At 62.3% G+C, this 22,360-nt stretch carries 25 protein-coding genes and 1 other RNA gene; 14 read left to right on the top strand and 12 right to left on the bottom strand.

Annotated features, from left to right (window positions below):
- Positions 1-33 precede the first annotated feature (33 nt).
- Both AB1E33_RS02010 and AB1E33_RS02015 read right to left on the bottom strand, forming a co-directional pair.
- Positions 34-1,461, bottom strand: a complete 1,428-nt coding sequence (locus AB1E33_RS02010) for a cryptochrome/photolyase family protein (RefSeq protein WP_372575579.1) — start codon at positions 1,459-1,461, stop codon at positions 34-36.
- A 46-nt stretch (positions 1,462-1,507) separates the two neighbouring features.
- Positions 1,508-2,731 carry an aminotransferase class V-fold PLP-dependent enzyme gene (locus AB1E33_RS02015; protein WP_372575580.1) on the bottom strand — a complete coding sequence of 408 codons (1,224 nt, stop codon included), beginning with the start codon at positions 2,729-2,731 and terminating at the stop codon, positions 1,508-1,510.
- A gap of 131 nt (positions 2,732-2,862) precedes the next feature.
- On the opposite strand from AB1E33_RS02015, the gene AB1E33_RS02020 reads away from it, so the two are divergent.
- Complete coding sequence (locus tag AB1E33_RS02020) at positions 2,863-3,246, top strand: VOC family protein (RefSeq protein ID WP_372575581.1); 384 nt, start codon at positions 2,863-2,865, stop codon at positions 3,244-3,246.
- A gap of 9 nt (positions 3,247-3,255) precedes the next feature.
- On the opposite strand, the gene acuI is transcribed toward AB1E33_RS02020, so the two are convergent.
- The 5 genes from acuI to AB1E33_RS02045 all read right to left on the bottom strand — a co-directional run bounded on the left by acuI (position 3,256) and on the right by AB1E33_RS02045 (position 7,463).
- Positions 3,256-4,251 carry an acryloyl-CoA reductase gene (acuI, locus tag AB1E33_RS02025; protein WP_372575952.1) on the bottom strand — a complete coding sequence of 332 codons (996 nt, stop codon included), beginning with the start codon at positions 4,249-4,251 and terminating at the stop codon, positions 3,256-3,258.
- Between the two features lie 101 nt (positions 4,252-4,352).
- Positions 4,353-5,456, bottom strand: a complete 1,104-nt coding sequence (locus AB1E33_RS02030) for a dimethylsulfoniopropionate demethylase (protein ID WP_372575582.1) — start codon at positions 5,454-5,456, stop codon at positions 4,353-4,355.
- Positions 5,457-5,963, bottom strand: coding sequence for a DinB family protein (locus AB1E33_RS02035; protein WP_372575583.1), 507 nt, complete (start codon positions 5,961-5,963; stop codon positions 5,457-5,459).
- Positions 5,963-6,667: a DUF1326 domain-containing protein gene (locus AB1E33_RS02040; protein WP_372575584.1), complete on the bottom strand. Its 705-nt coding sequence runs from the start codon at positions 6,665-6,667 to the stop codon at positions 5,963-5,965. The genes AB1E33_RS02035 and AB1E33_RS02040 overlap by 1 nt, the downstream gene beginning before the upstream one ends.
- A 4-nt stretch (positions 6,668-6,671) precedes the next feature.
- The gene (locus AB1E33_RS02045; protein WP_372575585.1) at positions 6,672-7,463 is read right to left on the bottom strand and encodes a DUF2182 domain-containing protein; all 792 of its coding nucleotides are present in this window, start codon (positions 7,461-7,463) and stop codon (positions 6,672-6,674) included.
- 79 nt (positions 7,464-7,542) lie between these two features.
- Between AB1E33_RS02045 and AB1E33_RS02050 the strand changes: the two genes are divergently transcribed.
- The 7 genes from AB1E33_RS02050 (at position 7,543) to AB1E33_RS02080 (ending at position 13,024) form a co-directional block, all read left to right on the top strand.
- Positions 7,543-8,280: a FadR/GntR family transcriptional regulator gene (locus AB1E33_RS02050; protein ID WP_372575586.1), complete on the top strand. Its 738-nt coding sequence runs from the start codon at positions 7,543-7,545 to the stop codon at positions 8,278-8,280.
- A gap of 57 nt (positions 8,281-8,337) precedes the next feature.
- Positions 8,338-8,976 carry a TenA family protein gene (locus AB1E33_RS02055; RefSeq protein ID WP_372575587.1) on the top strand — a complete coding sequence of 213 codons (639 nt, stop codon included), beginning with the start codon at positions 8,338-8,340 and terminating at the stop codon, positions 8,974-8,976.
- Between the two features lie 420 nt (positions 8,977-9,396).
- Positions 9,397-9,744: a transfer-messenger RNA gene (gene ssrA, locus AB1E33_RS02060) on the top strand.
- Positions 9,745-9,840: 96 nt separating this feature from the next.
- Positions 9,841-10,272: an ester cyclase gene (locus tag AB1E33_RS02065; protein ID WP_372575588.1), complete on the top strand. Its 432-nt coding sequence runs from the start codon at positions 9,841-9,843 to the stop codon at positions 10,270-10,272.
- 135 nt (positions 10,273-10,407) lie between these two features.
- Positions 10,408-11,223, top strand: coding sequence for a chromate resistance protein ChrB domain-containing protein (locus AB1E33_RS02070; RefSeq protein WP_372575589.1), 816 nt, complete (start codon positions 10,408-10,410; stop codon positions 11,221-11,223).
- Complete coding sequence (gene chrA / locus AB1E33_RS02075) at positions 11,220-12,470, top strand: chromate efflux transporter (RefSeq protein ID WP_372575590.1); 1,251 nt, start codon at positions 11,220-11,222, stop codon at positions 12,468-12,470. Before AB1E33_RS02070 ends, chrA begins: the two co-directional genes overlap by 4 nt.
- A 77-nt stretch (positions 12,471-12,547) precedes the next feature.
- On the top strand, positions 12,548-13,024 hold the full coding sequence (locus AB1E33_RS02080) for an SspB family protein (protein ID WP_372575591.1): 477 nt from the start codon (positions 12,548-12,550) through the stop codon (positions 13,022-13,024).
- A 12-nt stretch (positions 13,025-13,036) separates the two neighbouring features.
- Here AB1E33_RS02080 and AB1E33_RS02085 read toward each other — a convergent pair whose 3' ends face one another.
- Positions 13,037-13,591 carry a hypothetical protein gene (locus AB1E33_RS02085; RefSeq protein ID WP_372575592.1) on the bottom strand — a complete coding sequence of 185 codons (555 nt, stop codon included), beginning with the start codon at positions 13,589-13,591 and terminating at the stop codon, positions 13,037-13,039.
- A gap of 205 nt (positions 13,592-13,796) precedes the next feature.
- On the opposite strand from AB1E33_RS02085, the gene fumC reads away from it, so the two are divergent.
- The 5 genes from fumC to AB1E33_RS02110 all read left to right on the top strand — a co-directional run bounded on the left by fumC (position 13,797) and on the right by AB1E33_RS02110 (position 17,582).
- Entirely contained in the window at positions 13,797-15,191 is a 1,395-nt protein-coding gene (gene fumC, locus AB1E33_RS02090) for a class II fumarate hydratase (RefSeq protein ID WP_372575593.1), read from the top strand.
- Between the two features lie 205 nt (positions 15,192-15,396).
- Entirely contained in the window at positions 15,397-16,470 is a 1,074-nt protein-coding gene (locus AB1E33_RS02095; RefSeq protein ID WP_372575594.1) for a Hint domain-containing protein, read from the top strand.
- Positions 16,471-16,499: 29 nt separating this feature from the next.
- Positions 16,500-16,676, top strand: a complete 177-nt coding sequence (locus AB1E33_RS02100) for a DUF4169 family protein (protein ID WP_372575595.1) — start codon at positions 16,500-16,502, stop codon at positions 16,674-16,676.
- On the top strand, positions 16,673-16,894 hold the full coding sequence (locus tag AB1E33_RS02105; protein ID WP_372575596.1) for a ribbon-helix-helix domain-containing protein: 222 nt from the start codon (positions 16,673-16,675) through the stop codon (positions 16,892-16,894). Before AB1E33_RS02100 ends, AB1E33_RS02105 begins: the two co-directional genes overlap by 4 nt.
- A 79-nt stretch (positions 16,895-16,973) precedes the next feature.
- Positions 16,974-17,582 (top strand): DNA-3-methyladenine glycosylase I, encoded by a 609-nt coding sequence (locus AB1E33_RS02110; protein ID WP_372575597.1) that lies wholly within the window; start codon positions 16,974-16,976, stop codon positions 17,580-17,582.
- 76 nt (positions 17,583-17,658) lie between these two features.
- Here the strand turns inward: AB1E33_RS02110 and AB1E33_RS02115 are convergent, their stop codons facing one another.
- From AB1E33_RS02115 to AB1E33_RS02130, 4 genes are all read right to left on the bottom strand, one after another.
- Positions 17,659-18,546 carry a fructose bisphosphate aldolase gene (locus AB1E33_RS02115; RefSeq protein WP_372575598.1) on the bottom strand — a complete coding sequence of 296 codons (888 nt, stop codon included), beginning with the start codon at positions 18,544-18,546 and terminating at the stop codon, positions 17,659-17,661.
- 69 nt (positions 18,547-18,615) lie between these two features.
- Positions 18,616-19,968, bottom strand: a complete 1,353-nt coding sequence (locus AB1E33_RS02120) for a cytochrome P450 (RefSeq protein ID WP_372575599.1) — start codon at positions 19,966-19,968, stop codon at positions 18,616-18,618.
- Positions 19,965-21,191, bottom strand: a complete 1,227-nt coding sequence (locus tag AB1E33_RS02125) for a hypothetical protein (protein WP_372575600.1) — start codon at positions 21,189-21,191, stop codon at positions 19,965-19,967. Before AB1E33_RS02125 ends, AB1E33_RS02120 begins: the two co-directional genes overlap by 4 nt.
- A gap of 76 nt (positions 21,192-21,267) precedes the next feature.
- Positions 21,268-22,020, bottom strand: coding sequence for a cytochrome c biogenesis CcdA family protein (locus AB1E33_RS02130; RefSeq protein ID WP_372575953.1), 753 nt, complete (start codon positions 22,018-22,020; stop codon positions 21,268-21,270).
- A 104-nt stretch (positions 22,021-22,124) separates the two neighbouring features.
- On the opposite strand from AB1E33_RS02130, the gene AB1E33_RS02135 reads away from it, so the two are divergent.
- Entirely contained in the window at positions 22,125-22,358 is a 234-nt protein-coding gene (locus tag AB1E33_RS02135) for a sulfurtransferase TusA family protein (RefSeq protein WP_249710299.1), read from the top strand.
- Positions 22,359-22,360 lie beyond the last annotated feature (2 nt).

Here is a 22,360-nt window from a genome sequence, read left to right on the forward strand (position 1 = left end):
TCCGTATTCAGGCAAGCTTTTGTTTTAACACGATTACACACTTCTGAGTTGATAGGCCGCAAGGGCCCGCCTGCGCCCCACATCCAGCGGCATGACCGGGTCGGGATAGCTGTCACCGGGGGCAAGTCCCCATGCGCGCGGCACCGCATGGAAATAACTGAGCGCTGTTTCGGGCGGGTCGGCCTGCGCTTCGGCCAGCCACCGCGCCACGTAAACCCCGTCAGGATCGAACTTTTTCTGCTGCAGGTCGGGGTTGAACACCCGGAAATAGGGCGCAGCGTCCGGGCCGGTGCCCGCGACCCATTGCCAGCCCATCGCGTTGGCTGCGGGGTCCCAGTCCACCAGACAGTCGGCGAACCAGTCCATGCCGATTTTCCAATGTGTCATCAGATGCTTGGTCAGGTAACTTGCCACGATCATCCGGGCGCGGTTGTGCATGCGCCCGGTCACGTAAAGTTCGCGCATGGCCGCGTCGACAAAGGGAATGCCGGTGCGCCCCTGCTTCCATGCCAGCACCTCGGGCGCATCCGCCACGGCGCGCCACGGAAATCTGTCCCAGCCCTCTTTCCAGTTGCCGCTCAGCAAATCCGGCGCATGGTACATCAGGTGATAGGCAAATTCACGCCAGACCACCTCTTTCAGGAAATGCTCGGCACCGGTCTTTTGCGCGCCCCGTGCGCGCTGACCCGCATGCCAGAGCAGCCGGGGGCTGATTTCCCCAAGGCTTAGATACTCCGATAGTCTGGACGTTGCATCAAGCGCAGGGACATCGCGCAGCGCCTTGTAATCGTCTATGGCGGTTTCGACGAAACCGTCCAGCCGCGCCCGCGCCGCGTCCTCGCCCGGGATCACATGCGCTCGCACCACTCCCGCGCCCCGGTTCATGACGGCACCAAGCCCCCACGCCTGCAGGTCGTCCGAGCGTGGCCAAGCCGCAGGGGGTGGTATCTGCGCGGGCGGCGGCAGGGCGGCGGTGACCTCTCGACCTTGCACCGCGCGCCAAATGGCAGAATAAACCTTGTAATAACCACCCGACCCAGTGCTGACGCTCCAAGGCTCGAACAGCACATGCCCGGCGAAAGAGCGCGCGTCGACCCCCTGCGCCTTCAGATCCGCCTTGATCGCACTGTCGCGCGCCCTCGCCTGCGGATCATAGAGTCGCGACCACCAGACTGCGCCGGCACCGGTCTCATCCCGCAAATCGCGCAGCACCTGCGCCGCAGGGCCACGGCGCAGGATCAACCGGCTGCCCCGTGCCGCCAGAGCTTGCGAAAACACCTCCAGACCCAACCCGAGCCGCCATTTTGGGGCAGCTCCTAACCCGGAAACGGAATCATCTGCGATAAACACCGGCAGGATCGGCCGCCCGCTGCGGCAGGCCTCGAAGAGGCCCTGATGGTCGGCCAGCCGCAAATCGCGCCTGAACCAGAATATAATCGGTGAACCCGGCCCGTCCATCATGCCCCCGCCTGTTTACATTCACATACGGCGGAGGTTTGCGAGTGGATCACAAAACGCGATCAAGCGCCTCGATCAATTGGTCAAGTTCCTGTTTCGAGGTGTAATGCGTGAAGCTCACCCGCAACACACCCTGCGTCGGGTCAATGCCCATCCCGGCCAAGGGCCGCACCGCGTAGAAATCTCCGCCATCGGCCATGATTCCATTTTGTTTCAACTCTGCTGCAACCGGCGCAGCAGGTCGGCCCAGCGACAGCGCTACGGTGGGTGCGCGATGCTCGGCCCGATCCGGCCCCAACAGGCGCACCGCATTTCGGTCTTTTACCGCATCCAGCAACGGTTGCAGCAGCGTGACCTCGTGGTCCCGCATCAGGTCATGCACAAACGCGCCCCGCGCGGCAGCACCCTCACCCGGCCCGCCATGATGGTCGCACAGCACATCCACGTAGTCGGCCATCCCGGCGCAGGCCGCGACCTGCGCGTGATCCGGTCCGGCAGGGGTGAAGCGTTTGTAAAGCACGTCGGCGTTGAAATAATGCGCCTGATTGGGAAGCATCTCGCCCAAGGCGCGCCGGATCACCATGCAGCCCTGATGCGGGCCATAGGTCTTGTAGCTGGAAAACAAGTAAATATCCGGTCCCAGCGCGCCCACATCAGGAAAGCCATGCGGCGCGTAGGAAACGCCGTCGACACAGACAAACGCCCCCGCTGCATGGGCAATCGCGGTGATCTCGGTCACCGGGTTGATTTCAGCCACCACGTTCGAGCAATGCGGGAAACAGACCAGTCGTACCTTTTCGTCCAGCAGGTTCTCCAGCTTCGCGGGGTCCAGACGCCCGGTTTCGGGGTCGATCCGCCATTCGCGAATCTCGATCCCCTCCTCGGCCAGTCGCCGCCACGGCCCGCTATTGGCCTCGTGGTCCTGATCGGTGACCACTATGGCCTCGCCCGGCTTCATCCACTTACGCACGGCTTGCGCCAGCACATAGGTGTTCTGCGTGGTCGACGGGCCAAAGCTCAGCTCATCCGTTTCGACCCCCAGCAGCGCGGCCATGCGCGCCCGCGCCTCGTCCATCTCCTCGCCCGCCAGTCGACTGGCGTCATAAGCGGCATAGGGCTGCACCTTGCGTTGGGTGTAATAACGCGTCAGCCGGTCGATCACCTGGCGACAGGTATAAGACCCGCCCGCATTCTCAAAAAACGCCTGTCCCTGCAGCGAGGGCTCGTCAAAGGCAGGAAACTGCGCGCGCACGAAATCGATATCTAGGGCCATGTCTGCTCCGGGGTTGGTTTCGGGAATGGATGCAGATCGCGGGCAGCGGGGTCAATAGAAATGCTGATGACAGTTTCTGACATCAGGTCATGTCACTCTGCCCCTATCCCTTAAACACAGGAGCAAATGAAATGAGCTTTCAACCCAAGGATTTTCTGGTCTGGGGCGAGTTGCCGGTCAGCGACCTTAACAAGGCGGTTGCCTTCTACAGCCGGGTGACCGGTGCCGCGCTTGAGATTGACGAGGGCGGCCCCAATCCGATGGTCGTGTTCAAACCCAAGGATGCCAGTGCAGGCGTGGCGCTGAACCTCTATCCCGGCAAACCGGCAGGCGACGGGCGCGGCCCGACGCTGCATCTGGCCGCCGATGGCACTCTGGCCGAGGTCATGGATCGCGTTTTCGAGGCCGGAGGCCGCGTGACCTCCGAGCCGATCGACCTTCCCGGCGGGCGCTTCTTCTACGCCACTGATCCGGACGGCAATTCGCTTGGCTTCTACGAGGGGCTCGCCGCCTGACCCGCTCGGTCAGGTATTCACGTCCACCACCACGCGGCCCTGCACTTGCCCGGCCAGGATATCCGCCCCCAGCTGCGGCAGATCGCCGAGTGTTGCGGGTCGCACCATCGCCTCCAGCTTGTCCATGGGCAGGTCGGAGGCGATGCGCTGCCAGGCCCGCAGCCGGTTGTCATAAGGCTGCATGACCGAGTCGATCCCCAGCAGGTTCACGCCGCGCAGCAGGAAGGGAATGACCGTCGCAGGCAGGTTCGCTCCGCCTGCCAGCCCCACCGCCGCAACCGAGGCACCATATTTCATTTGCCCCAGCACGCGGGCCAGCATCGCCCCACCAACTGCGTCAACACAGCCAGCCCAGTTCTCGCTTTCCAGCGGCCGCTTGACCGTCTCGTTCAACTCTTCACGGGCGACGATCTGCGTCGCGCCAAGCCCGGTCAGGTACTCGGCACTCTCGGGTCGCCCGGTGACCGCCGCCACCTCATGGCCCAGTTGCGCCAGTATTGCGGTGGCCACCGAGCCGACACCGCCCGCCGCTCCGGTCACCAGCACCGGGCCATGTGCCGACGCAAGCCCGTGATCCTCCAGCGCCATCACCGACAGCATCGCGGTCAGCCCCGCGGTGCCCACCGCCATCGCCTGCCGCGTGCTCAGCCCGTCGGGCAAGGGCACCAGCCAGTCGGCCCGCACATGGGCCTTCTGGGCATAGCCGCCCCAATGGGCCTCGCCCACGCGCCAGCCGGTCAGCACCACCTTGTCGCCCGGCTTGTAGCGCGCATCCGAGGACGCCTCGACCGTGCCGGCAAAATCGATCCCCGGCACATGCGGGTATCTCCGCACCAGCCCGCCGCCGTGCGAAGACAGGCACAGCCCGTCCTTGTAGTTGACCGTGGAATACTCCACTGCCACCGTGACCTCGCCCTCGGGCAAGTCGCTCTCCGAGATCTGCTTCAGAACCGGGGCAGCCTTGCCGGTCGCCTCGTCCTTTTCCATTACCAGCGCATTGAACATCTCTTCACTCCTTTTGGGGACGCACTTGTCCCAGATCATTCTTCTGTTTCCAAATTCCTCGCGGGAGTCTCGCAGCGATGGGCGCGACGCTCCCGGCCCGCTCAGCGCCAGAACCCCGCCTGCACTTGAGCCCGGCGCATCCCGTCCGGTGTTTCAACCTCCAACACGGTGCCCGCATCCCAATGGCTTAGCCGCAGCATTCCGATCGAGACATTGGTCCCGAACTCCGGTGACCAGACCGAGGATGTCACCTGCCCCACCCGGTTGCCCGCCGCATAGGCAGGCCATGGGCGGTCGCAGGGCGGCACCGGATCGCCTGCGATGGCGATGGGCCGGATCTGCTGCACCGGTCCTTCCTTGGCCACCCGCAACAGCGCATCGCGGCCAACACATCCAATTGCGGTATGGGTGTTGCAGAACCGGCCCAACCCGCATTCATGCGGCGTGTTGTCATCGGTCATGTCATTGCCATAGGACAACAACCCGCTCTCGATCCGCTCGATCAGGTTCGGGCACCCGGCCCGGACGTGCAGATCCTCGCCAGCTGCGAACAGCGCGTTCCACAGCGGCATTCCGACCTCGCTGCCCTCGACATAGATCTCGAACCCGCCCTGTTTGGAATACCCCGACCGCGCAACCGCCAGATCGCGGCCTTCGAACTGGAACATGTCAAAGCGAAAGAACCGAATATCGCGTATCCGGTCTCCGAAGACCCGCGCCATCAGGTCCTCGGCCTTCGGGCCCTGTACCGCCAGGGGTGAGACATCGGGCTCGTCCACCAGCACATCCAGCCGGTAGCCATTGGCCAAGCCCTTGACCCAAAGAAGCAGATCGCTGTCCGCAATGGACACCCACCAGCGGTCTTCGGACAATTTCACCGCCACTGGGTCATTCAGCATGCCACCGGTTTCATCGACAATGGGCACGTAATAGCACTGCCCCGGCAGCATACCGCGCAGGTCGCGCGGGGTCAGCATCTGCATCAGCCGCGCGGCATCGGGTCCGCGCAACTCGACCTGCCTCTCGCAGGACACATCCCAGACCTGCACATGGGTCTTCAGGTGGTGACAATCAGCCTCGACGCTTTCAAAGAGTGTGGGCAGCAGCATCCGGTTATAGACCGTATACGCCTTGACCCCCGCGGCCTCGACGCCGTCCGAGAATGGCGTTCTGCGCAAACGCCGCGACATCGACAGAAGGGTCATTCAGACATCCTCCGGCAGAAACACCAGATCGCTCACCGGGGCGTCCGAGCCGGTCTCGGTCAGCATCTGGTGCAACTGGCCGCGATGATGAGTCTGGTGGTTGAACATGTGGATGACGCATTGGGCATAGGGTTTGACCACTTCGGCCTCTTTCGCCGCCGAATACCACGAGAACGGCCCGCTCAGCAGCCCGTCCGGCAGGCCCTCTGCCCAGTCGGCAATGCGCGCGTCGATCTGCTCGCGCAAGGGCAGCCACGCCGCCAGATCGGCACAGAGCGAGACGCTTTCGGGAATACCCCCGCCCGGCCCCGACCCTTTGTCGAAGCGCGAAATCCAGATCCAGTCGCCCCAGAGCAGATGGTTCGCCGTGCCCATGATCGAACCAAAGAACGCCCCGCGATCCCGCCTCAGCTCGTCTTGCGGCAAGGTTTGCAGAAACCCCGAGAGCTGGGTGTTCTGCCAATGACCGTACCGCGCCATCTGACGGGCATAATCACCGGTAATCATCACTTTGGCCCGTGCCAGTCGATCGGACAGATCTCGGCCGATTTGCCGCTGAAATCCCAGACCCGGCCATAGTCGCGCACCCGGGATTTGGTGCCCTTGGCCACGATGATGTCCGGTCCCATCCAGTATTTCGAGTTGGTCACCATCACCGGATGCTCGGCATCCTTGCCCGCCAGCATCTCGATTTCGCCCTGGATCTTGCGCCCGATCATGATCCGGCGCTTGGTTCCGTCGCGCTCGATCTCGACGGGTGCGCGTTCGGCCCCGATGATCTCGCTGACCAGCATGGTGAAGAGGCCCGTCGTGCCGCCCGCCTGACCGCTGAATATCTGCAGGATGCCGTTATAGGCCTTGCCGCTGGCGCGCTCGTCCACATAGGCCGCCACTTTCCACTGGCCCTCGCCCATGCGGCCGGGAATATCGACCAGCAAGCCGACATTGAGACCCGACAGGTCCTCGCCCTCGTAATGGCCCTCGTCGATGATGATGCCCATCCAGGCGTGGCAATGGCCCTCGGTCGGGGGATGTGCGCCCAACGAAACCACGCAGGGGCAGAACACGTCGCAGGAGCAGTTCAGGATCAACTCGCCCTTGATCACCCAATCGGTCGGCGACATTTCGCGCCGTTTCGGGTTTGGCATCCGGCTGTCGATGCGCTGGCTGATCGGCAGTCGGTCAGCATCCGGTTTTCTGTTTTTTGCCATAAGGTTATCCTCCGAACATGACGGGATAGATGAGAAGTGCAAGACCGCCCGCGATCAGCGCCACGCCCATGGGACGCGTCACCACATGGCCGATCTGCGGCAGTTTTTCCAAAACCATGAACAGCGTGGCGAGCCCCATCCACAACAGGCTCATGACCCCGCCGACAAAGCCAAGCGCCATGAAACCCCAGCAACACCCGACGCAGAACGCGCCCAGGCCCAGACCCATGCGCAACCCGCCCGCAAAGCCAACCCGCCAATGGCCCAGGAAATACATCATCGGCGCGTGACACACACCATGGCAGACCTCTTTGGCGCGGGTGAACTGAAAGGCGCCGACCGCGATCAGCAAACCGCCCGCCAGCAGCGGCGATTTCGCGATGCCCAGCATGTCGACCCCGCCGCCGAAAAGCAGCGCCAGCTGCACGCCGGTAATCAGCGCAGCAAACCCGATCCAGACCAGCAAATAGCCCGACACAACGCCCAGCCATCCGGCCCGCGTGCCATCGGCGCTGATCATCAGGTCCTCGTAGCTGCGCAGGGTCGGCACCAGCGTCGGCAGCATCATCGCCGCCATCATCACCGCCCACATCCAGAACAGCGGCCCGAACTCGGCCATGGGCATGTACATGTCCATGCGCGGGTCCATCGCGGCCATCGCCTGCCCCATCGGTCCGGGACGCCCAATAAGGTCCAGATCCATCGCCTGGCTCATCGTGTATAGAAACCACCATGCCCACAGGATCAGGCCATAAAAGCCCAGCCACAAAATGGTGCGAAATGATCCGACAGACACCTGCGTCTCCCTGACTCGGTTCTTGCAATTCAAATGTCAGACTTTTAAATGTCAGACAATTAAAATCTGAGTCAAAGTGATGAAAATTGATCCCAGCAACCCCGCCGACCTTTCTGCCCAGATCGCAGGTGCGATCCGCGATGCGATCATCGGCGGTGATCTGATCGTGGATGAGCGCTTGCCGTCAGAGGCAGAACTGGCCGACCATTTCGACGTGTCGCGCCCGACGGTACGCGAGGCGCTGAAACGGCTGGCCGCGCAATCGCTGATCCGCACCCAGCGCGGGGCCAGCGGCGGCGCCTTCGTCAACCGGCTGAGCTTCGAAAACGCCTATGCCCAGCAGATCACCACCTCGACCCTGCTGCTCAGCATGAACGCGGTCAGTTTCGACACCGCCTGCGAGGCGCGGTTTGCGCTGGAACGGGCCTGTTCGCCGCTCTCGGCACTGCGCCGCACCGCCGACCACCTGGCCACCATGCGGGCCGAGATCCACCGACAGCAACAACCCGGCCTGACCGATGAAGCCTTCTGCGCCTCGGATGTGGCCTTTCACCGGGCGCTGGTGGACGGTGCAGGCAACCCGGTGCTGTCCTATCAGCTGGCCGGTGCGGTCGAGGCGATGCAGCCGCTGATGAACATGATCACATTCACCGCCCGCTCGCGCGAGGCCATCGTGGCGCTGCACACCGAGCTGGCCGATGCGGTCGAAGCGGGCGACGCGCAGACTGCCGACAGCGTGCTTGTCCGGCTCGAGGACTATACCCGCACCCTTGCCGGCGACGTCATGGCTGCGCGCACGGCCAAGGCAAACGGTTGAACACGCGCTGAGAATCCGCATTGTCTCGCTTGAGCGATCCAGTAGCGGAGACAGGACATGCGCCCCACCGAGCAGTTGCGACAGAATGTGGCCGAGGATTGGCAGGCCGCAACCACCCATGCGTTTTGCCGCGACCTGGCCGATGGCTCGTTGCCGCTGGACAAGATGCGCTGGTATCTGCAGCAGGATTACCAGTTCGTGGACGGGTTCGTGCGCCTGCTGGCCAGCGCCATCGCCCATGCCCCCAGCCTGGCCGATTCGGTTCCGGCGGCGCAGTTCCTGGCTGTCATCACCGGCCCCGAGAACACCTATTTCCTACGCAGTTTGGACGCTATGGGCGTCAACCCCAGCACTGATCCCGCCCCGGTAACCCGCGCCTTTCAGGAATTGATGGCTGAGGCCGCCGCCTCGGGCAAGTACGAGAACATGCTAGCAGTGCTGGTTGTCGCGGAATGGATCTATCTGGACTGGGCGACGCCGGTGAACCCGCCCGCCGCTGACCTGCCCTTCTGGTTCGCAGAATGGATCACCCTGCATGCGGGCGACGGGTTCGAGGCGGTCGTGGAATATCTGCGCGATCAGCTGGACAAGGTCTGGCCCTTTCTGTCACCCGAAGCACAGGCCGAGGTCACCCGGATTTTCACCCGCGCCGTTACGCTGGAGCGCACCTTTTTCGACAGCGCCTATGCCGTATAAACCGGCACGGAGAACCGGCGATCGCAAGATCGCCGGCGCCATGCGGTCCCGACAACCAAGAGGCAACAAAGAACGACCTGCGCGGCAAAGCCAGCGCAGGCCAGGTCTTGACTTGGTTTGCCGGTCAGGACTGTGCCGCCGCGTCGCACCGCGACACGGCAAGACCATGGACCTCGTCCCCCTTAGACTTACCGGCCACAAGACAGTAACCGCAAATACGCCCTGGAAAAAGAGCGCATAGGTTGAGCATCAGAGTTTGATCGCAATTTGGTGACATCTGGGCAACAATCTATCCAGAGTTGACCTTATTGTTCTTGGCAACACCAAAATGGCCCCGATTCGCCTCATAGGTGCGCAGATCACAAAGTCGAGAGTCCCGGCACGCCATACCCGAATTTTCCGGCGCACTCCGTCATCTGAGGGGTTTGCATCCCCGGGGCATGCGCTTATATTCACTCTGTTCCCTCGGGAACTATGGACATAAACGCGCTCGTAATAAACGGATCGGACCCGGGGGCGGTACCCGGCGACTCCACCAACATCCTTCATTTGGGGATCATGGGGTCGAAATAGGATCGACGGACGTCTAAAGGGGTTAGCTTTGTCTCGGCGGGGTGCCACCGTATCGGCCCGAAAAGTACAATTGCAAATGACAATCGTGCTCCGGTTGCCGTTGCTGCGTAAGCAGTAACCAGACCGAAACTTAAGTCCTTGCGCCTAGCCGCGTAAGGCGGGGTTCGCAGGTACCTGGCAACAGAAACCTGCATTTCCACATACATATTGACCCCCGGGCGCAAAAACTGCGCCCCGATTCAGATTTTGTTCACCACTTGGTTTCAGAGTGACAGCGCGCTGGAGGTGAAGATGACAAAATCAGATATTTTGAAGCAATGGTATGATCAGGTCTGGGTGCAGGGCGATCTGGATGCGATCGAGCGGTTTTTCGCCCCCGAAACCGCGGCCGAAGGGATCATTCCCGAGATGCAGGTGGGGGCCGACGATTTCCGCGATCTGGTTACCGCGTTCCGCTTCCATGTCGGAGAGATTCGCGTGGACATGCCCAAGACAATCGAAAACGGCGACTGGGTGGCGGCGATCCTGCATGTGAATACCTCGCGGGCCGACAATGGTGCTCCGATCGAAGTGACCGGTCAGGTGATGGCGCGGTTCAAGGACGACAAGGTGGTCGAGGCCTATAACCAGTTCGACTTCGTCTCTCTGTTCGAACAATTGGGACAGTTTCCAGCCGACACGCTGCCGGTCTGCATGACCGGCCAGCAACTCGACTGGGCCTGAGACCGAGGCAGCAGCGGGCGGATCGCTTGACAAGGACGACCGGATTGCCTTTTGCTATGCGCAGGGGGCAAGCGAACGCCCCGTGAGGCGTCAGCTCAAGTTTCGCATGTTTCCAGAACCGCAAGGATTCATGCCATGGCTGCACCCAATGAGATCACCGTCCCGCAAATGCTGCGCCTGATCGGCACACCGCAGGCACCGGTTGTGGTGGATATCTGCATCGACCCGGATTTCGAGGCCGATCCGTTCCTGATCCCGGGTGCGATCCGTCACAATCACAATGACATCGAGGGGTTGAAACGCCGCCTGAATGGACGCGCCTGCATCATCGTCTGCCAGAAAGGTCTGAAGCTAAGCCAGGGGCTGGCGGCCTGGCTGCGCAATGACGGGCTGGCGGCCGAATACCTCAAGGGTGGCATGTTCGCCTGGCGCGATCACGACGACGCTCCGCGCCTTCCGGCCGGGAAACTTCCGGCACCGGTGGATGGCAGCGCGCTCTGGGTGACACGTCATCGCCCCAAGATCGACCGCATTGCCTGCCCTTGGCTAATCCGCCGATTCGTCGACGCACAGGCGCGGTTCCTGTTCGTGGCCCCCGCCGAGGTCGCCGGTGTTGCCGAACGCTATAACGCGACTCCGTTTGACGTCGAGGGCGCGTTCTGGGGCCATCGCGGCCACAATTGCACCTTCGACACCATGCTGGACGAATTTCAGCTGCACACCGAGGCGCTGGACCGCCTCGCAACCGTGGTGCGCGGGGCCGACACCAACCAACACGACCTCGCGCCCGAGGCAGCCGGGCTGCTGGCCTTGTCGGTGGGCCTATCGCGCCAGTATCGAGACGATCACCAGCAGCTCGAGGCGGGCATGGCGCTTTACGACGCGCTCTACCGTTGGGCGCGCGATGGTCATGCCGAAATCCACGAACACGCCGCGGATCGCCGGTCATGACACCACCCTCAATTGTCGAGATGACCCGTGTCTTTGGCCGCATCGGGTTGCTCTCCTTCGGGGGTCCGGCAGCACAGATCGCGCTGATGGAGCGCGAACTGGTCGAGGAGCGCCCCTGGCTGGAAGAGCGCAGCTTTCTGCGCGCGCTCTCGCTTTGCATGCTGTTGCCGGGGCCCGAAGCGATGCAGCTTGCCACCTATTGCGGCTGGAGGTTGCGCGGCGTACCGGGTGGGCTGCTTGCCGGGCTGCTTTTCGTGCTGCCGGGGGCCGTCATCATTGCCTGTCTGGTCGGGCTTTACGCGGCTTACGGCGATCTGCCGCTGGTGCAGTCGGTCTTTTTGGGGGTCAAGGCGGCGGTGGTGGTGATCGTGCTGCAGGCGCTCCGCAATCTGGCGCGGCGGGCGCTGTCGGGCAAAGCCGATTACATCATCGCCGGCCTCGGTTTTGTGGCGCTCTTTGCGCTCAACCTGCCCTTTCCGCTGATCATCGCCACCGCCGCCTGCTGGGGGCTGCTGACCGCCAGGGCCGACCCCCTGCCCGACCCTCCGCACAGGCCAAGGGCACGCCCGCTTCGGACCGTTCTGACGTGGTCGGCGATCTGGCTATTGCCGCTGATCGCCCTCAGCCTCAGTGGTCAAACCCTTCTGGCCGAGATCGGCTGGTTCTTCGCGAAGCTCGCGGTGGTCACCTTTGGCGGGGCCTATGCCGTGTTGGCGTACATGACCCAGGCCGTGGTGCAGGAGCATAACTGGATCACCACCGCTCAGATGATCGACGCGCTGGGGCTGGCCGAGACCACGCCCGGCCCGTTGATCCTGGTCACCCAGTTCGTCGCTATGCTGACTGGGCAGATCCAGAGCGGTGCCGGGCTGGCGCTGGCGGCCGGGCTGGTTGCGCTCTGGGCCACGTTCACGCCGTGTTTCCTGTGGATTTTCCTGGCAGCCCCCTATCTGGATCGGATCGCCGCGCAGCCCCGGCTCGCGGCGGCGTTGCGCGCCATCAGCGCGGCGGTGGTCGGCGTGATCCTGAACCTGTCCATCTGGTTTGCGCTGCACGTGCTCTTCGGAACTGTCACTCAGCAAGCGTCGGGCGTGCTCCGCCTGCCCTTGCCCGATCTCGCAAGCTTCAACCCGCGCGCGGCAGCGATGATCTGCGCGGCGATGGTCGTGATGTGGGCTCTGAAACAGGGGTTGGGACGCACGCTGGTAATGCTCGCGCTGGCTGGGGCCGCAAGCCACTTTGTTTGACGCGTTATTGGCGCTCCTGCCCTTTTGTTTCCCTCCGAATCCCGTATGTTGGGCGTAACACCATTCGGGAATGAAACATGTCGCAATCCATTGACTATGGAAACCTGATGCACACCGCCATGCGCGGCCTCATTAAATCGGTGCTGCAGGATGTTGCAGAGCGCGGCCTGCCCGGCGCGCACCACTTCTTCATCACCTTCGACACCACCCATCCCGACGCGCAACTGGCCGACTGGCTGAGCGACCGCTACCCCGGTGAAATGACCGTGGTCATGCAGCATTGGTACGAAAACCTGCTGGTGGGCGATGACGGGTTTGGCGTGACACTGAATTTCGGCGACTCGCCCGAGCCGCTTTATATCCCCTATGACGCCATCAAGACCTTTGTCGATCCGTCGGTGGAGTTTGGCTTGCGTTTCGAATCGCCCTCCGATGAGGACGAAGAAGAACAGGATGGCGAGATCACGATCGCCCCCGACGCTGTCGAAGAGGTGGAAGAGAGCGAGGCCAAGCCGGATGCCGAGATTGTCTCGCTGGACAGTTTCCGCAAGTGACGGCGCGCCGCGCTATTTCTTTTTCAGCATGGTGTTGATTGATCGCTCGGGCACCCCCTCGCGCACCCGCGAAAAGTTCAGGTCCAGCCCGTCCTTGGTCAGCGTCCGGTCGAATTGCTGCATTTCATAGCCGCCCTCGTCATCGATGAACAGCGAATAGATCGTCAAGGTGTCGCCCCAGATGCGGCCCCAGACAAAGGGCTCGCCCTTCATGGGGTCAAGCTGCACCTCATGGCCGAACACGTTGCGTTTCATGGCGGCGGAAAAGACGTCACTGCGGTCGGTCGGGATGAAATCGATGGAAAAGGCCTGCTCCTTGACCCGGCCATCATGTTTAAAGGCGACAGTCGTCCAGCTCACGTTAAAGCCGTTGCGGGTTTCAGAGATCGACACGCTCATGTCGCGCGCCTCCAGTGTGCCGTCGGAGCGGAGCATCTCGGCCGATCCGGTGTAGTCGCCCACGAAATCGGCAACATCCGCCGCAGCGGCGGCGCGCGCAAGCAGGATCAGCCCAACAAGCACCGAAACCGCCAGAGATTTCATTCGGGTAATAGCAGCTGAACGCATGACGGTCCTCCGATCGGTCACTGTTTCATCTTAGCGGTCTGCGCGTCTGCGGCAATCGAAAGCCGCGTGAAATTGGCTTATTCCGCGCCCGAACCCACCTGTACCTCGGTCGGGGTTGCACCTATGGTGCGCGCGATTGACCCGTTGTTTTTGGCCTTTGGGCCGGGTACACGGCATGCAACGGCATACAAGACGGAGTGACGAGATGTCTCAAACGCGCACCGAAACCGACAGCTTTGGCCCGCTGGAGGTTCCTGCAGACAAGTACTGGGGCGCGCAGACGCAGCGGTCGATCATGAATTTCCCTATCGGCTGGGAAAAGCAGCCCACCGCCATCGTGCGGGCGCTTGGCGTGATCAAACAGGCCTGCGCCATGGCCAACAAAGCCAGCGGCAATCTGGACGCGACGCGGGGTGATGCCATCATTCAGGCCGCCGGAGAGGTGATCGAGGGTAAGTTCGACGACAACTTCCCGCTGGTCGTTTGGCAGACCGGCTCGGGCACGCAATCGAACATGAACTCCAATGAGGTGATCGCCAACCGCGCCATCGAAATCCTTGGCGGCGTGATCGGATCCAAGGACCCCGTGCATCCCAACGATCACTGCAATATGGGGCAGAGCTCGAACGATACCTTCCCCACCGCCATGCATATCGCCACCGCGATGAGCGTGCGCGACGTGCTGCTGCCGGGGTTGAAGAAGCTCGCCGAAAGCCTTGAAAATAAATCGGAAGAGTTCCGCGACATCATCAAGATCGGCCGCACCCATACGCAGGATGCCACACCGCTGACACTGGGCCAGGAATTCGGCGGCTACGCGCATCAGATCCGCCAGGGAATCGCCCGGGTCGAAGCGGCGATGCCGGGCATTTACGAACTGGCGCAAGGTGGCACAGCCGTGGGAACCGGGCTGAACACCAAGGTTGGCTGGGGCGAAACCGTTGCGGCCAACATGGCCGAGATTACCGGCCTGCCCTTCGTCACCGCCCCCAACAAGTTCGAAGCGCTGGCGGCCCATGACGCCATGGTCTTCCTGTCGGGCGCTTTGGCAACGGTCGCGGGCTCTTGCTACAAGATCGCCAATGACATCCGCTTTTTGGGCTCCGGGCCCCGCTCGGGGCTGGGTGAGCTGATCCTGCCGGAAAACGAGCCCGGTTCATCGATCATGCCCGGCAAAGTGAACCCGACTCAGGCCGAGGCGCTGACACAGGTGGCGGCCCATGTGATGGGCAATGATGCGGCCATCAAGTTTGCAGGCAGCCAGGGGCATTTCGAACTGAACGTCTACAATCCGATGATGTCCTATAACCTGTTGCAATCCATTCAGCTTCTGGGCGACGCCACCGACAGCTTCACCGAGCGGATGCTCAACGGCATTCAGGCCAACGAACCCCGCATCGACAAGCTGATGAAGGAAAGCCTGATGCTGGTCACCGCGCTGGCCCCCACGATCGGCTATGACAACGCCACCAAAGTGGCCAAGACGGCGCATAAGAACGGCACGACCCTCAAGGAAGAGGCGATCGCGCTTGGCTTTGTTGACGAGGCCACCTTTGACGCGGTTGTCCGCCCCGAGCAGATGATCGGCCCCGAGGCGTAAGCCTGCATGCGAAAGGCCCGGGCGTACCGGGTCTTTCCACAAGGGCGTGATCGGCGCGGCGGAACGGTAAACCTTTCGTAATCTGCCCTGAAACTGCCTGATTTCCGCTTTCTGTACCACATTTTAGCGGTAATTTGGTGCTATCGTCCTGAAACGACGACCTTGTTCCGTTTGTCCACCTAGTTCTGTTTGACGAGTAAATGTGATGCCAGTAACGACCTATGAACTCTATACGCCGACCGATCTTGTCTTCGCCGGAAACACCGTCGCTCTTGTCGGGGGATACACCGGCGACAATGATGTGATCCTGACGGTGGATGACGATGACGACGTCTTTAACGGCGACCGCTTCCGCAACGAAGATGGCAATGACACCAACCAGTTCGGCACGGCGGTCTTGGCGGACGGCACGGTCATCGGTGGCCCTGCAGTCACGGTCTATTCGGAACAGCAATTTGCACTGACCGCACCGGGCGAAGACCCGATAACACTCTATCAGATCGAAATCGACTCGAACCCCGCCTCAAATTCCGGCAACGGAATTCTCGTCGGGTATCTGCCATCCGTGCCGCTCACGCCTGGCGTGACCTACACGTTCACAACCTCCAACACAGTTGCGGGCAACGCACCGGATTATCCCACGATTGAGGGCGCGATCTGTTTCAGCGCGGATTGCCTGATCGACACTGCTTCCGGTCCCTGCCGAGCCGATGCGCTGACGCCGGGCACGCGTATCCGAACCCGGGACAATGGCTATCAGCCACTGCGCTGGATCGCACGCCGCAAGCTCGACCGCACCGAACTGGAACAGGCGCCCGCGCTGCGCCCGATTCTGTTTGAGCCACACGCACTGGGACCGTTGCAGCCGGAACGACCAATGCGACTGTCGCCGCAACACCGGGTCTTGGTAAACGCCGCAAGCAATGAATTGTTGTTCGGGACCGGAGCGGTGCTGGCCCCGGCCAAAGGGCTGACCAATGGCACCACCATTCGCGTGGATGAGACAGTGGAAGAGGTCGAGTACATTCACCTGATGTTCGATGACCACCAGATCATCTTCGCCGACGGGCTCGAGTCGGAGAGCTTCGTGCCTGGTGCCTGGGCACTGCGCGTATTGCCGCAAGCCGCAAGAGAAGAGTTCAACACGCTTTTCCCGCAGTTCAGCCTGGATGGCGCGCCTGACAGCTATAACGCCTACCCGACCATCAGCGTACGCGAGGCTGCGCTGCTGGGGCATCAGGCCTTCTGTACAGACCGCGCAGCCTCGCATAGGATCTAGGGCGACCCAGACCCGTCTCCGGTATCGACATGGCCAAAGTGATCAATCTGCGCCGCGCCCGCAAAGCCGCTGAACGGACTGCGAAAAAGTCCCGTGCCGAGGTCAATGCCGCCCGGTTCGGCCGCAGCAAGACCGAAAAGGACCTGACCCGCGCCCGTGAGGACAAGGCCCGCCGCGATCTGGACGGCCACGAGATCAAGGAATGAATCCGCGTCCCGTCAAGCGATCGCTGACATTGCAGGGCCATCGCACCTCGGTCTCGCTGGAGGATGCATTCTGGCAGGCCTTTCGCGACATTGCGCAAGAAAAGAATATTCCGATCAATGTTTTGGCATCAGAAATTGATGCAGATAGAAACCCCGAAACCGGCCTGGCATCAGCCATCCGCCTTTATGTTCTGGCCTGGTACCGTGATCGGCAGTAAGCCCAGAAAGAACCTCGCAGGCACCTACCGCACCGGAAGTCCGACCGCCTGCCCCTCTTCAAGAGATTGAGCACCGCACATGACACAGACGATCCCCGGCCCCGACGGCCAGCCCCGCTGCAAATGGTGCCAGTCCGCGCCGGAATTCTTTGACTATCACGATCGCGAATGGGGCTATCCGGTGGCAAATGATCAGCGGCTATTTGAAAAGCTCTGCCTTGAAAGCTTCCAGTCGGGGCTGAGCTGGCGCACCATTCTGGCCAAGCGCGAGAACTTTCGCGCAGCTTTTGCCGGGTTCGATATCGACGCGATGGCCGCATTTGACGAGGGTGATGTCGCGCGTTTGCTCGGGGACAAGGGGATCGTCCGCCATCGCGGCAAGATCGAGGCAGTGATCAACAATGCCGCCCGTGCGCAGGAATTGATCGCCGAACAGGGCTCACTCGCCGCCCATGTCTGGAGCTTCGAGCCCGACCCGGCCTGCCTGCCCGAACCGCAAACCGCCTCCACATCGCCCGAGTCACATGCGTTGTCGAAGGATCTGCGCAAACGGGGATGGAAATTTGTCGGCCCCACCACGGTATATGCGTTTATGCAGGCAATGGGCCTGGTCAACGATCACGCCGAGGGTTGCGTGATGCGGGAAAAAGCCGCCTCAAAACGGCTTTCGTTTATCAAACCGAGCTGAAAAAACCGCGCCCGATGGGCGCGGTTCAAGCGTTTTGCGAACTGCTTAAGGCCTTACGAAGCGCCTTTGCCCCGGCTCAGACCGAAGCGCGGTAAATCTTGTCGATATTGCTACCGAGCGCGGCGTTGAATTCTTCATCCGACATCTGCTTGGACAACCCTTCGGCAAGCGCCCGCGAAAAGGACGCGATCATGTTGTCATTCTGGTCCAGCAGCGCACAGGCTTCATCGGTCGAGTATCCCCCCGACAGCGCCACCACCCGTAGCACACGGGGATGCGCGGCCACCTCGGCATAGAGGTTGGCCTTGCTCGGCAGGGTCAGCTTGAGCATCACTTCCTGACCTTCACCCAGCGCATCAAGGTTTTTTAGCAGTTCCACTTTCAGGATATCTTCGGCCTCGGCCTTGCTCTCAGAATGGATGTTCACTTCAGGCTCGATGATCGGCACCATCCCGGCACCCAGCACCGTGCGCCCGACCTCGAACTGCTGGGCCACCACACCGGCGATGCCGTCGGCGTTTGCCTCGTGGATCACCGAGCGTTCCTTGGTACCAAACACGCCCAGCGGCGCGGCCTTGGCCAGTGTATCAGCCAGACCGGGGATCGGTTTCATCATCTGAACGCCGTTGGCCTGATCTTCCAACCCCTTGTCGATCTTCAGAAACGGCACCACGCCACGCTCGGACCACATGTATTCCGCAACCTTGCGGCCATCGATCTCTTCGCCCAGGGTCCGTTCGAACAGGATCGCGCCGATCACCTTTTCACGGGTGAAGTCATTGGCCAGAATGATCCGCGCGCGCATCCGCTGAATCTCGTCGAACATCTCTTCCTCCGAGCCGTATTGCGCCGCATCCACCCCGTAGAGCGCCAGCGCTTTCGGGGTCGATCCCCCGCTCTGGTCCAGCGCGGCAATGAAACCGGCACCTTTGGTCATCTGATCGCGCTGCGTTTGATTGGACATGTCACTTACCCGTCAACTTGATTCCACTTATGACCCGCATACCCGATGATATGCCGCGATGGTAGGTTGTTAGCGTCGGACAATCCGCAACCAGATCCCATCTTTTGCCCGCACGGTCAGATGCGCGACAGGAACCGGTGCCCGCCCCGCCACGGTTTCAAACCGGAATTGCCGCAAGAGCGTCGACAGCAGCAGCGGACCCTCGACCATCGCAAACCCCGCCCCCGGGCACACGCGCGGCCCGGCAGAGAACGGGATATAGGCTGTGCGCTGACAGGTCTTGCCGTTCTCGGTCGCCCAGCGGGCCGGGTCGAACCCGTCGGGATTGTCCCAGATCCGACTCTGCCGGTGCAGATGCCAGGGGCTGATCACAACTTGTGCGCCTGTTGGCACATCTCGGTCGCGGAACTGATGCGGACATGTCGCCTCGCGCACCATCATTGGCACCGGCGGATAAAGCCGCAGCGCCTCTCGGAACACGTCCCGACTGATCTTCAGCCGCGACAGGGCGTTGAAATCGGCGTCGGGCTCCAGCGCCTGCGCCTCGTCCGCCACCTTGTCCTGCCAGTCCGGGTAGAGCGCCAGCACGTACAGCGCCCAGGCCAGGGCCGAGGCGCTGGTCTCATGCCCGGCAAGGAAAAAGATCGCCACCTGATCCACCATCTCTTCGGTGTCGAACCGGTCACCGGTCTGCGGGTCGCGCGTGGTCATGATCTTGGTGGCCAGATCGTCCGGCGCGCTGCCCGCCTCGATCGCGCGCATCCGCTCTGACGTGAGCCGAGTGATCAGCGCCCGGATGCGCGCCGCGTTGCGCCGCGTGGCGCGGGAATGGAACCGGGGTAGCCACCGTGGCAACGGGGCAAAAGCCGCCAGATTCAGAATCGGTTGCGCCCGTTGAAAGGCGCGGAAGCGGTCAAAAACCTCAGCTGCCACTTCGTTTTCGATGGGAATGGAAAACAGCGTGCGAAAGATCACATCCGCCGCCGCATGGCTGGTCAGTGCCTCGATCTCGGTCACCTGACCGATCTGCCCCTCCAACCGTTCCGCCGCCGCCCGCGCCGCCGCCTGCATCGCCGGGAAAGTGTCGCGCAGGCGCCCGCCCTCGAAAGCGGGGTCGATGATCCGGCGCTGCCGCTTCCAGGTCTCGCCATTGGTCAGAAAGACCGAATTGCCCAAGAGCGGGCGCAGCCCCTCACCGATACGGTCGGATTTCGGGAACTCCTCGGGGCATTCCTTCAGCACACGGGTCACCAGTTCGGGCTGGTTGATCAGAAAGGACCGGAAGAACGGCGTACGAAACTCGGCCATCCACGCGCGATAGAGCCGCTCAGGCTGCGCCGACAGGATGTCGCGGCGAAACAGGCGCAGGTAGCGCAGCAACGACACCCGGTCCGGGCGCGCGGGTGGTTTCGGCGGGTTCATGCGGCGTCCATAGAAGTGTATTTGGACACAGGCACGTCGATGCGTGATTTCGAGGGCGCACGCGCCGCATAACGGCTGGCCAGAGTCATTGGCCCGGCGGTGATGCGAAAATAGTCGTAGTCGCCGGGGCGGTCGAAGGCACAGAGATACTGGAAGTGCAGCCGGAAGAATCGCCAACGTAGCGCGCGCCAGCGCTCGGGGCTGAGCGTCTGGGTGAAGGCCGCCGAAAAGACCAGCGGCCAGCGCTTGCCTGCGCGGGCCACTCCGCTCACCGTCACCGGATCGCAGAGCGCAAAGGCGCAGCCATCACCGGGGGCCGAGACATCGATCCAGGCCAGCGCGTCACTGGTGCTGAGCGCGTGCAGATCACGGCGCAGCCGCTGTGCGCGCGGCAGAAAGGACACCATCGGCACCACCTGCCCCAGCGACAGGAACCCCAGCGCCGGACCGTCTTTGGGCAGATTCCCCGCGCGGATCAGATCAGCCAGCACCGACACGCCCAGATGCGCGCCGGAAGAGTGGCCAACCACCAGAACTTCGTCCACATCGCTGTGCAGCGCCGCGTCGATCTGGTCTCGGAACTCGGCCAACCGCACCTCCAGCGCTGGCGGATTGGCACCGCGCAGCTGCGCCGAATAGGCATAGTCATGCATCAGGTAATAGGCGAAGAACCGGCCATCCCGCGCCCGGAACCAGCGCAACAGGACAGTGCATGCAAACAGCGCTGCAACAGCGCCGACCAGCGAGGCTATCCCGAGCGGCAGAAGCGCCATGGTGCAAAACACCAGCCAGCCCAGACCCACCGCCAACAGCAATTGCCCCAGCAACATCACCACCGGATAGAGCGCCGCGATCACCGGCCCTTTGCGCAGCCGCATCAGCCGCCAGAGCGCACCCGAAGATATATATATCCACGCCGTCCGCAGCATCTGCAGATAGGCCTCCGGGATCGAGTTCGACATGCTGTCACGCACGATATCGGACCAAACCAGCACCTCGACGTCTGCCTCGATCCGCTGCCCGTCCTGCACCGAGCGCACATGCCAACCATAGGGCCCGGTCCCGGTCTTTGCGCTCAGGTCGATCTCATAGCCGGAAATCGTGGCCTGCGCGGCGCCTTCCTTGCGATAAAGTTCGCGGTAACGGCGCGGATGAATGGGGTCATAGCCGGGGATGTAGAACACCCGGCGACGGAAGATCTCATCTGGCCTGTTGCTGCTCATTCCTGCCCTCTTGGGGTCAACCTAGCGCAGCGAACCGGCAAGAGTAAGGCCCTGAAAGGGCATCCGCTTTCGCGGTTCAGCCCAGCAATGCGAGCCCCGGGAACGCCTCGAGCAGCCAGTAGGAGAAATCCGAGAACCCGCCGGTCAGCATCAACAACCCGATGGTCCAGAGCAGCAGCCCCATGATCCGCTCGATCCGGTCCATATGCCGTTTCATCCAGCCCATCACGCCTTTCAGCCGCGGCAGGAAGGCCGCCACCAGCAGAAACGGAATACCCAGCCCCAGCGCATAGATCGCCAACAGCACCGTACCGCGCGTCAGCGACCCTTCCGAGGCCGCCATGGACAGGATCGCACCCAGCTGCGGCCCGATGCAGGGCGTCCAACCAAAGGCAAAGGCCAGCCCCAGCACATATGCCCCGAAGGAACTGCCGCCCCGGTCACCCACGTCGATTCGTGCCTCGCGGTCGAGAAACCCGATCCGGTAGACACCGACGAAATGTGCGCCAAACACCATCACGATCAGGCCCGCGATCAGGTTCAGCGTATCCTGATGCTGCAGAAACACGGTTCCGATCGCCGAGGCGGTAAAGCCCAGAAACAGGAAAACGGTAGACAGCCCCAGCACAAAGAACAATGCGGGCAGCATCACCTTGTTGCGCCCTTCACTCTCTTCGTTCAAATCGGTGACCGACACGCCGCTCATGTAAGCCAGATAGGGCGGCACGATGGGCAGCACGCAGGGCGACAGAAAGCTGATCACCCCCGCAACAAGGGCAATCGTCATCGCCGGAATCAGGCTGGCGTCTATGATGGAAAACTCGAACATAGCAGTCACATAGGCGATCTTTGCAGCGAGGTCACGGCGCCAATGGGTCACATCCTTGTGGTGATATTCTGGACACGGGCCGCGCGGCGCAATAAGTGGCCCTCATGAGCGAAGACACAGATACGCTGGACGCGCTGGGGCTGCTCTGCCCTTTGCCCGTCCTGAAGGCCCGCAAACGGCTTAAATCCCTGCCCCAGGGGGCCATGCTGCGCCTGCTGGCGGATGACCCCGCCGCGGTGGTGGACGTCCCGCATTTCTGCGCCGAGGCCGGGCATGCGCTGATCTCGCAAAGCGAGGCACCCGACCATCAGATTTACGTGATCCGCAAGGGCGGATGAAA

This window comes from Ruegeria hyattellae (assembly GCF_041537925.1).
Lineage (GTDB): Bacteria > Pseudomonadota > Alphaproteobacteria > Rhodobacterales > Rhodobacteraceae > Ruegeria_C.

Excerpts from the sequence above, each read along its gene's own strand:
- fumC (WP_372575593.1), top strand. The coding sequence starts at position 13,797 with ATGTCTCAAACGCGCACCGAAACCGACAGCTTTGGCCCGCTGGAGGTT.
- AB1E33_RS02050 (WP_372575586.1), top strand. The coding sequence starts at position 7,543 with ATGAAAATTGATCCCAGCAACCCCGCCGACCTTTCTGCCCAGATCGCA.
- AB1E33_RS02065 (WP_372575588.1), top strand. The coding sequence starts at position 9,841 with ATGACAAAATCAGATATTTTGAAGCAATGGTATGATCAGGTCTGGGTG.
- AB1E33_RS02015 (WP_372575580.1), bottom strand. The coding sequence starts at position 2,731 with ATGGCCCTAGATATCGATTTCGTGCGCGCGCAGTTTCCTGCCTTTGAC.
- AB1E33_RS02080 (WP_372575591.1), top strand. The coding sequence starts at position 12,548 with ATGTCGCAATCCATTGACTATGGAAACCTGATGCACACCGCCATGCGC.
- AB1E33_RS02135 (WP_249710299.1), top strand. The coding sequence starts at position 22,125 with ATGAGCGAAGACACAGATACGCTGGACGCGCTGGGGCTGCTCTGCCCT.
- AB1E33_RS02020 (WP_372575581.1), top strand. The coding sequence starts at position 2,863 with ATGAGCTTTCAACCCAAGGATTTTCTGGTCTGGGGCGAGTTGCCGGTC.
- AB1E33_RS02085 (WP_372575592.1), bottom strand. The coding sequence starts at position 13,591 with ATGCGTTCAGCTGCTATTACCCGAATGAAATCTCTGGCGGTTTCGGTG.
- AB1E33_RS02010 (WP_372575579.1), bottom strand. The coding sequence starts at position 1,461 with ATGATGGACGGGCCGGGTTCACCGATTATATTCTGGTTCAGGCGCGAT.
- AB1E33_RS02070 (WP_372575589.1), top strand. The coding sequence starts at position 10,408 with ATGGCTGCACCCAATGAGATCACCGTCCCGCAAATGCTGCGCCTGATC.
- chrA (WP_372575590.1), top strand. The coding sequence starts at position 11,220 with ATGACACCACCCTCAATTGTCGAGATGACCCGTGTCTTTGGCCGCATC.
- AB1E33_RS02035 (WP_372575583.1), bottom strand. The coding sequence starts at position 5,963 with ATGATTACCGGTGATTATGCCCGTCAGATGGCGCGGTACGGTCATTGG.
- acuI (WP_372575952.1), bottom strand. The coding sequence starts at position 4,251 with ATGTTCAATGCGCTGGTAATGGAAAAGGACGAGGCGACCGGCAAGGCT.
- AB1E33_RS02030 (WP_372575582.1), bottom strand. The coding sequence starts at position 5,456 with ATGACCCTTCTGTCGATGTCGCGGCGTTTGCGCAGAACGCCATTCTCG.
- AB1E33_RS02095 (WP_372575594.1), top strand. The coding sequence starts at position 15,397 with ATGCCAGTAACGACCTATGAACTCTATACGCCGACCGATCTTGTCTTC.
- AB1E33_RS02100 (WP_372575595.1), top strand. The coding sequence starts at position 16,500 with ATGGCCAAAGTGATCAATCTGCGCCGCGCCCGCAAAGCCGCTGAACGG.
- AB1E33_RS02105 (WP_372575596.1), top strand. The coding sequence starts at position 16,673 with ATGAATCCGCGTCCCGTCAAGCGATCGCTGACATTGCAGGGCCATCGC.
- AB1E33_RS02125 (WP_372575600.1), bottom strand. The coding sequence starts at position 21,191 with ATGAGCAGCAACAGGCCAGATGAGATCTTCCGTCGCCGGGTGTTCTAC.
- AB1E33_RS02110 (WP_372575597.1), top strand. The coding sequence starts at position 16,974 with ATGACACAGACGATCCCCGGCCCCGACGGCCAGCCCCGCTGCAAATGG.
- AB1E33_RS02115 (WP_372575598.1), bottom strand. The coding sequence starts at position 18,546 with ATGTCCAATCAAACGCAGCGCGATCAGATGACCAAAGGTGCCGGTTTC.
- AB1E33_RS02040 (WP_372575584.1), bottom strand. The coding sequence starts at position 6,667 with ATGGCAAAAAACAGAAAACCGGATGCTGACCGACTGCCGATCAGCCAG.
- AB1E33_RS02120 (WP_372575599.1), bottom strand. The coding sequence starts at position 19,968 with ATGAACCCGCCGAAACCACCCGCGCGCCCGGACCGGGTGTCGTTGCTG.
- AB1E33_RS02130 (WP_372575953.1), bottom strand. The coding sequence starts at position 22,020 with ATGTTCGAGTTTTCCATCATAGACGCCAGCCTGATTCCGGCGATGACG.
- AB1E33_RS02055 (WP_372575587.1), top strand. The coding sequence starts at position 8,338 with ATGCGCCCCACCGAGCAGTTGCGACAGAATGTGGCCGAGGATTGGCAG.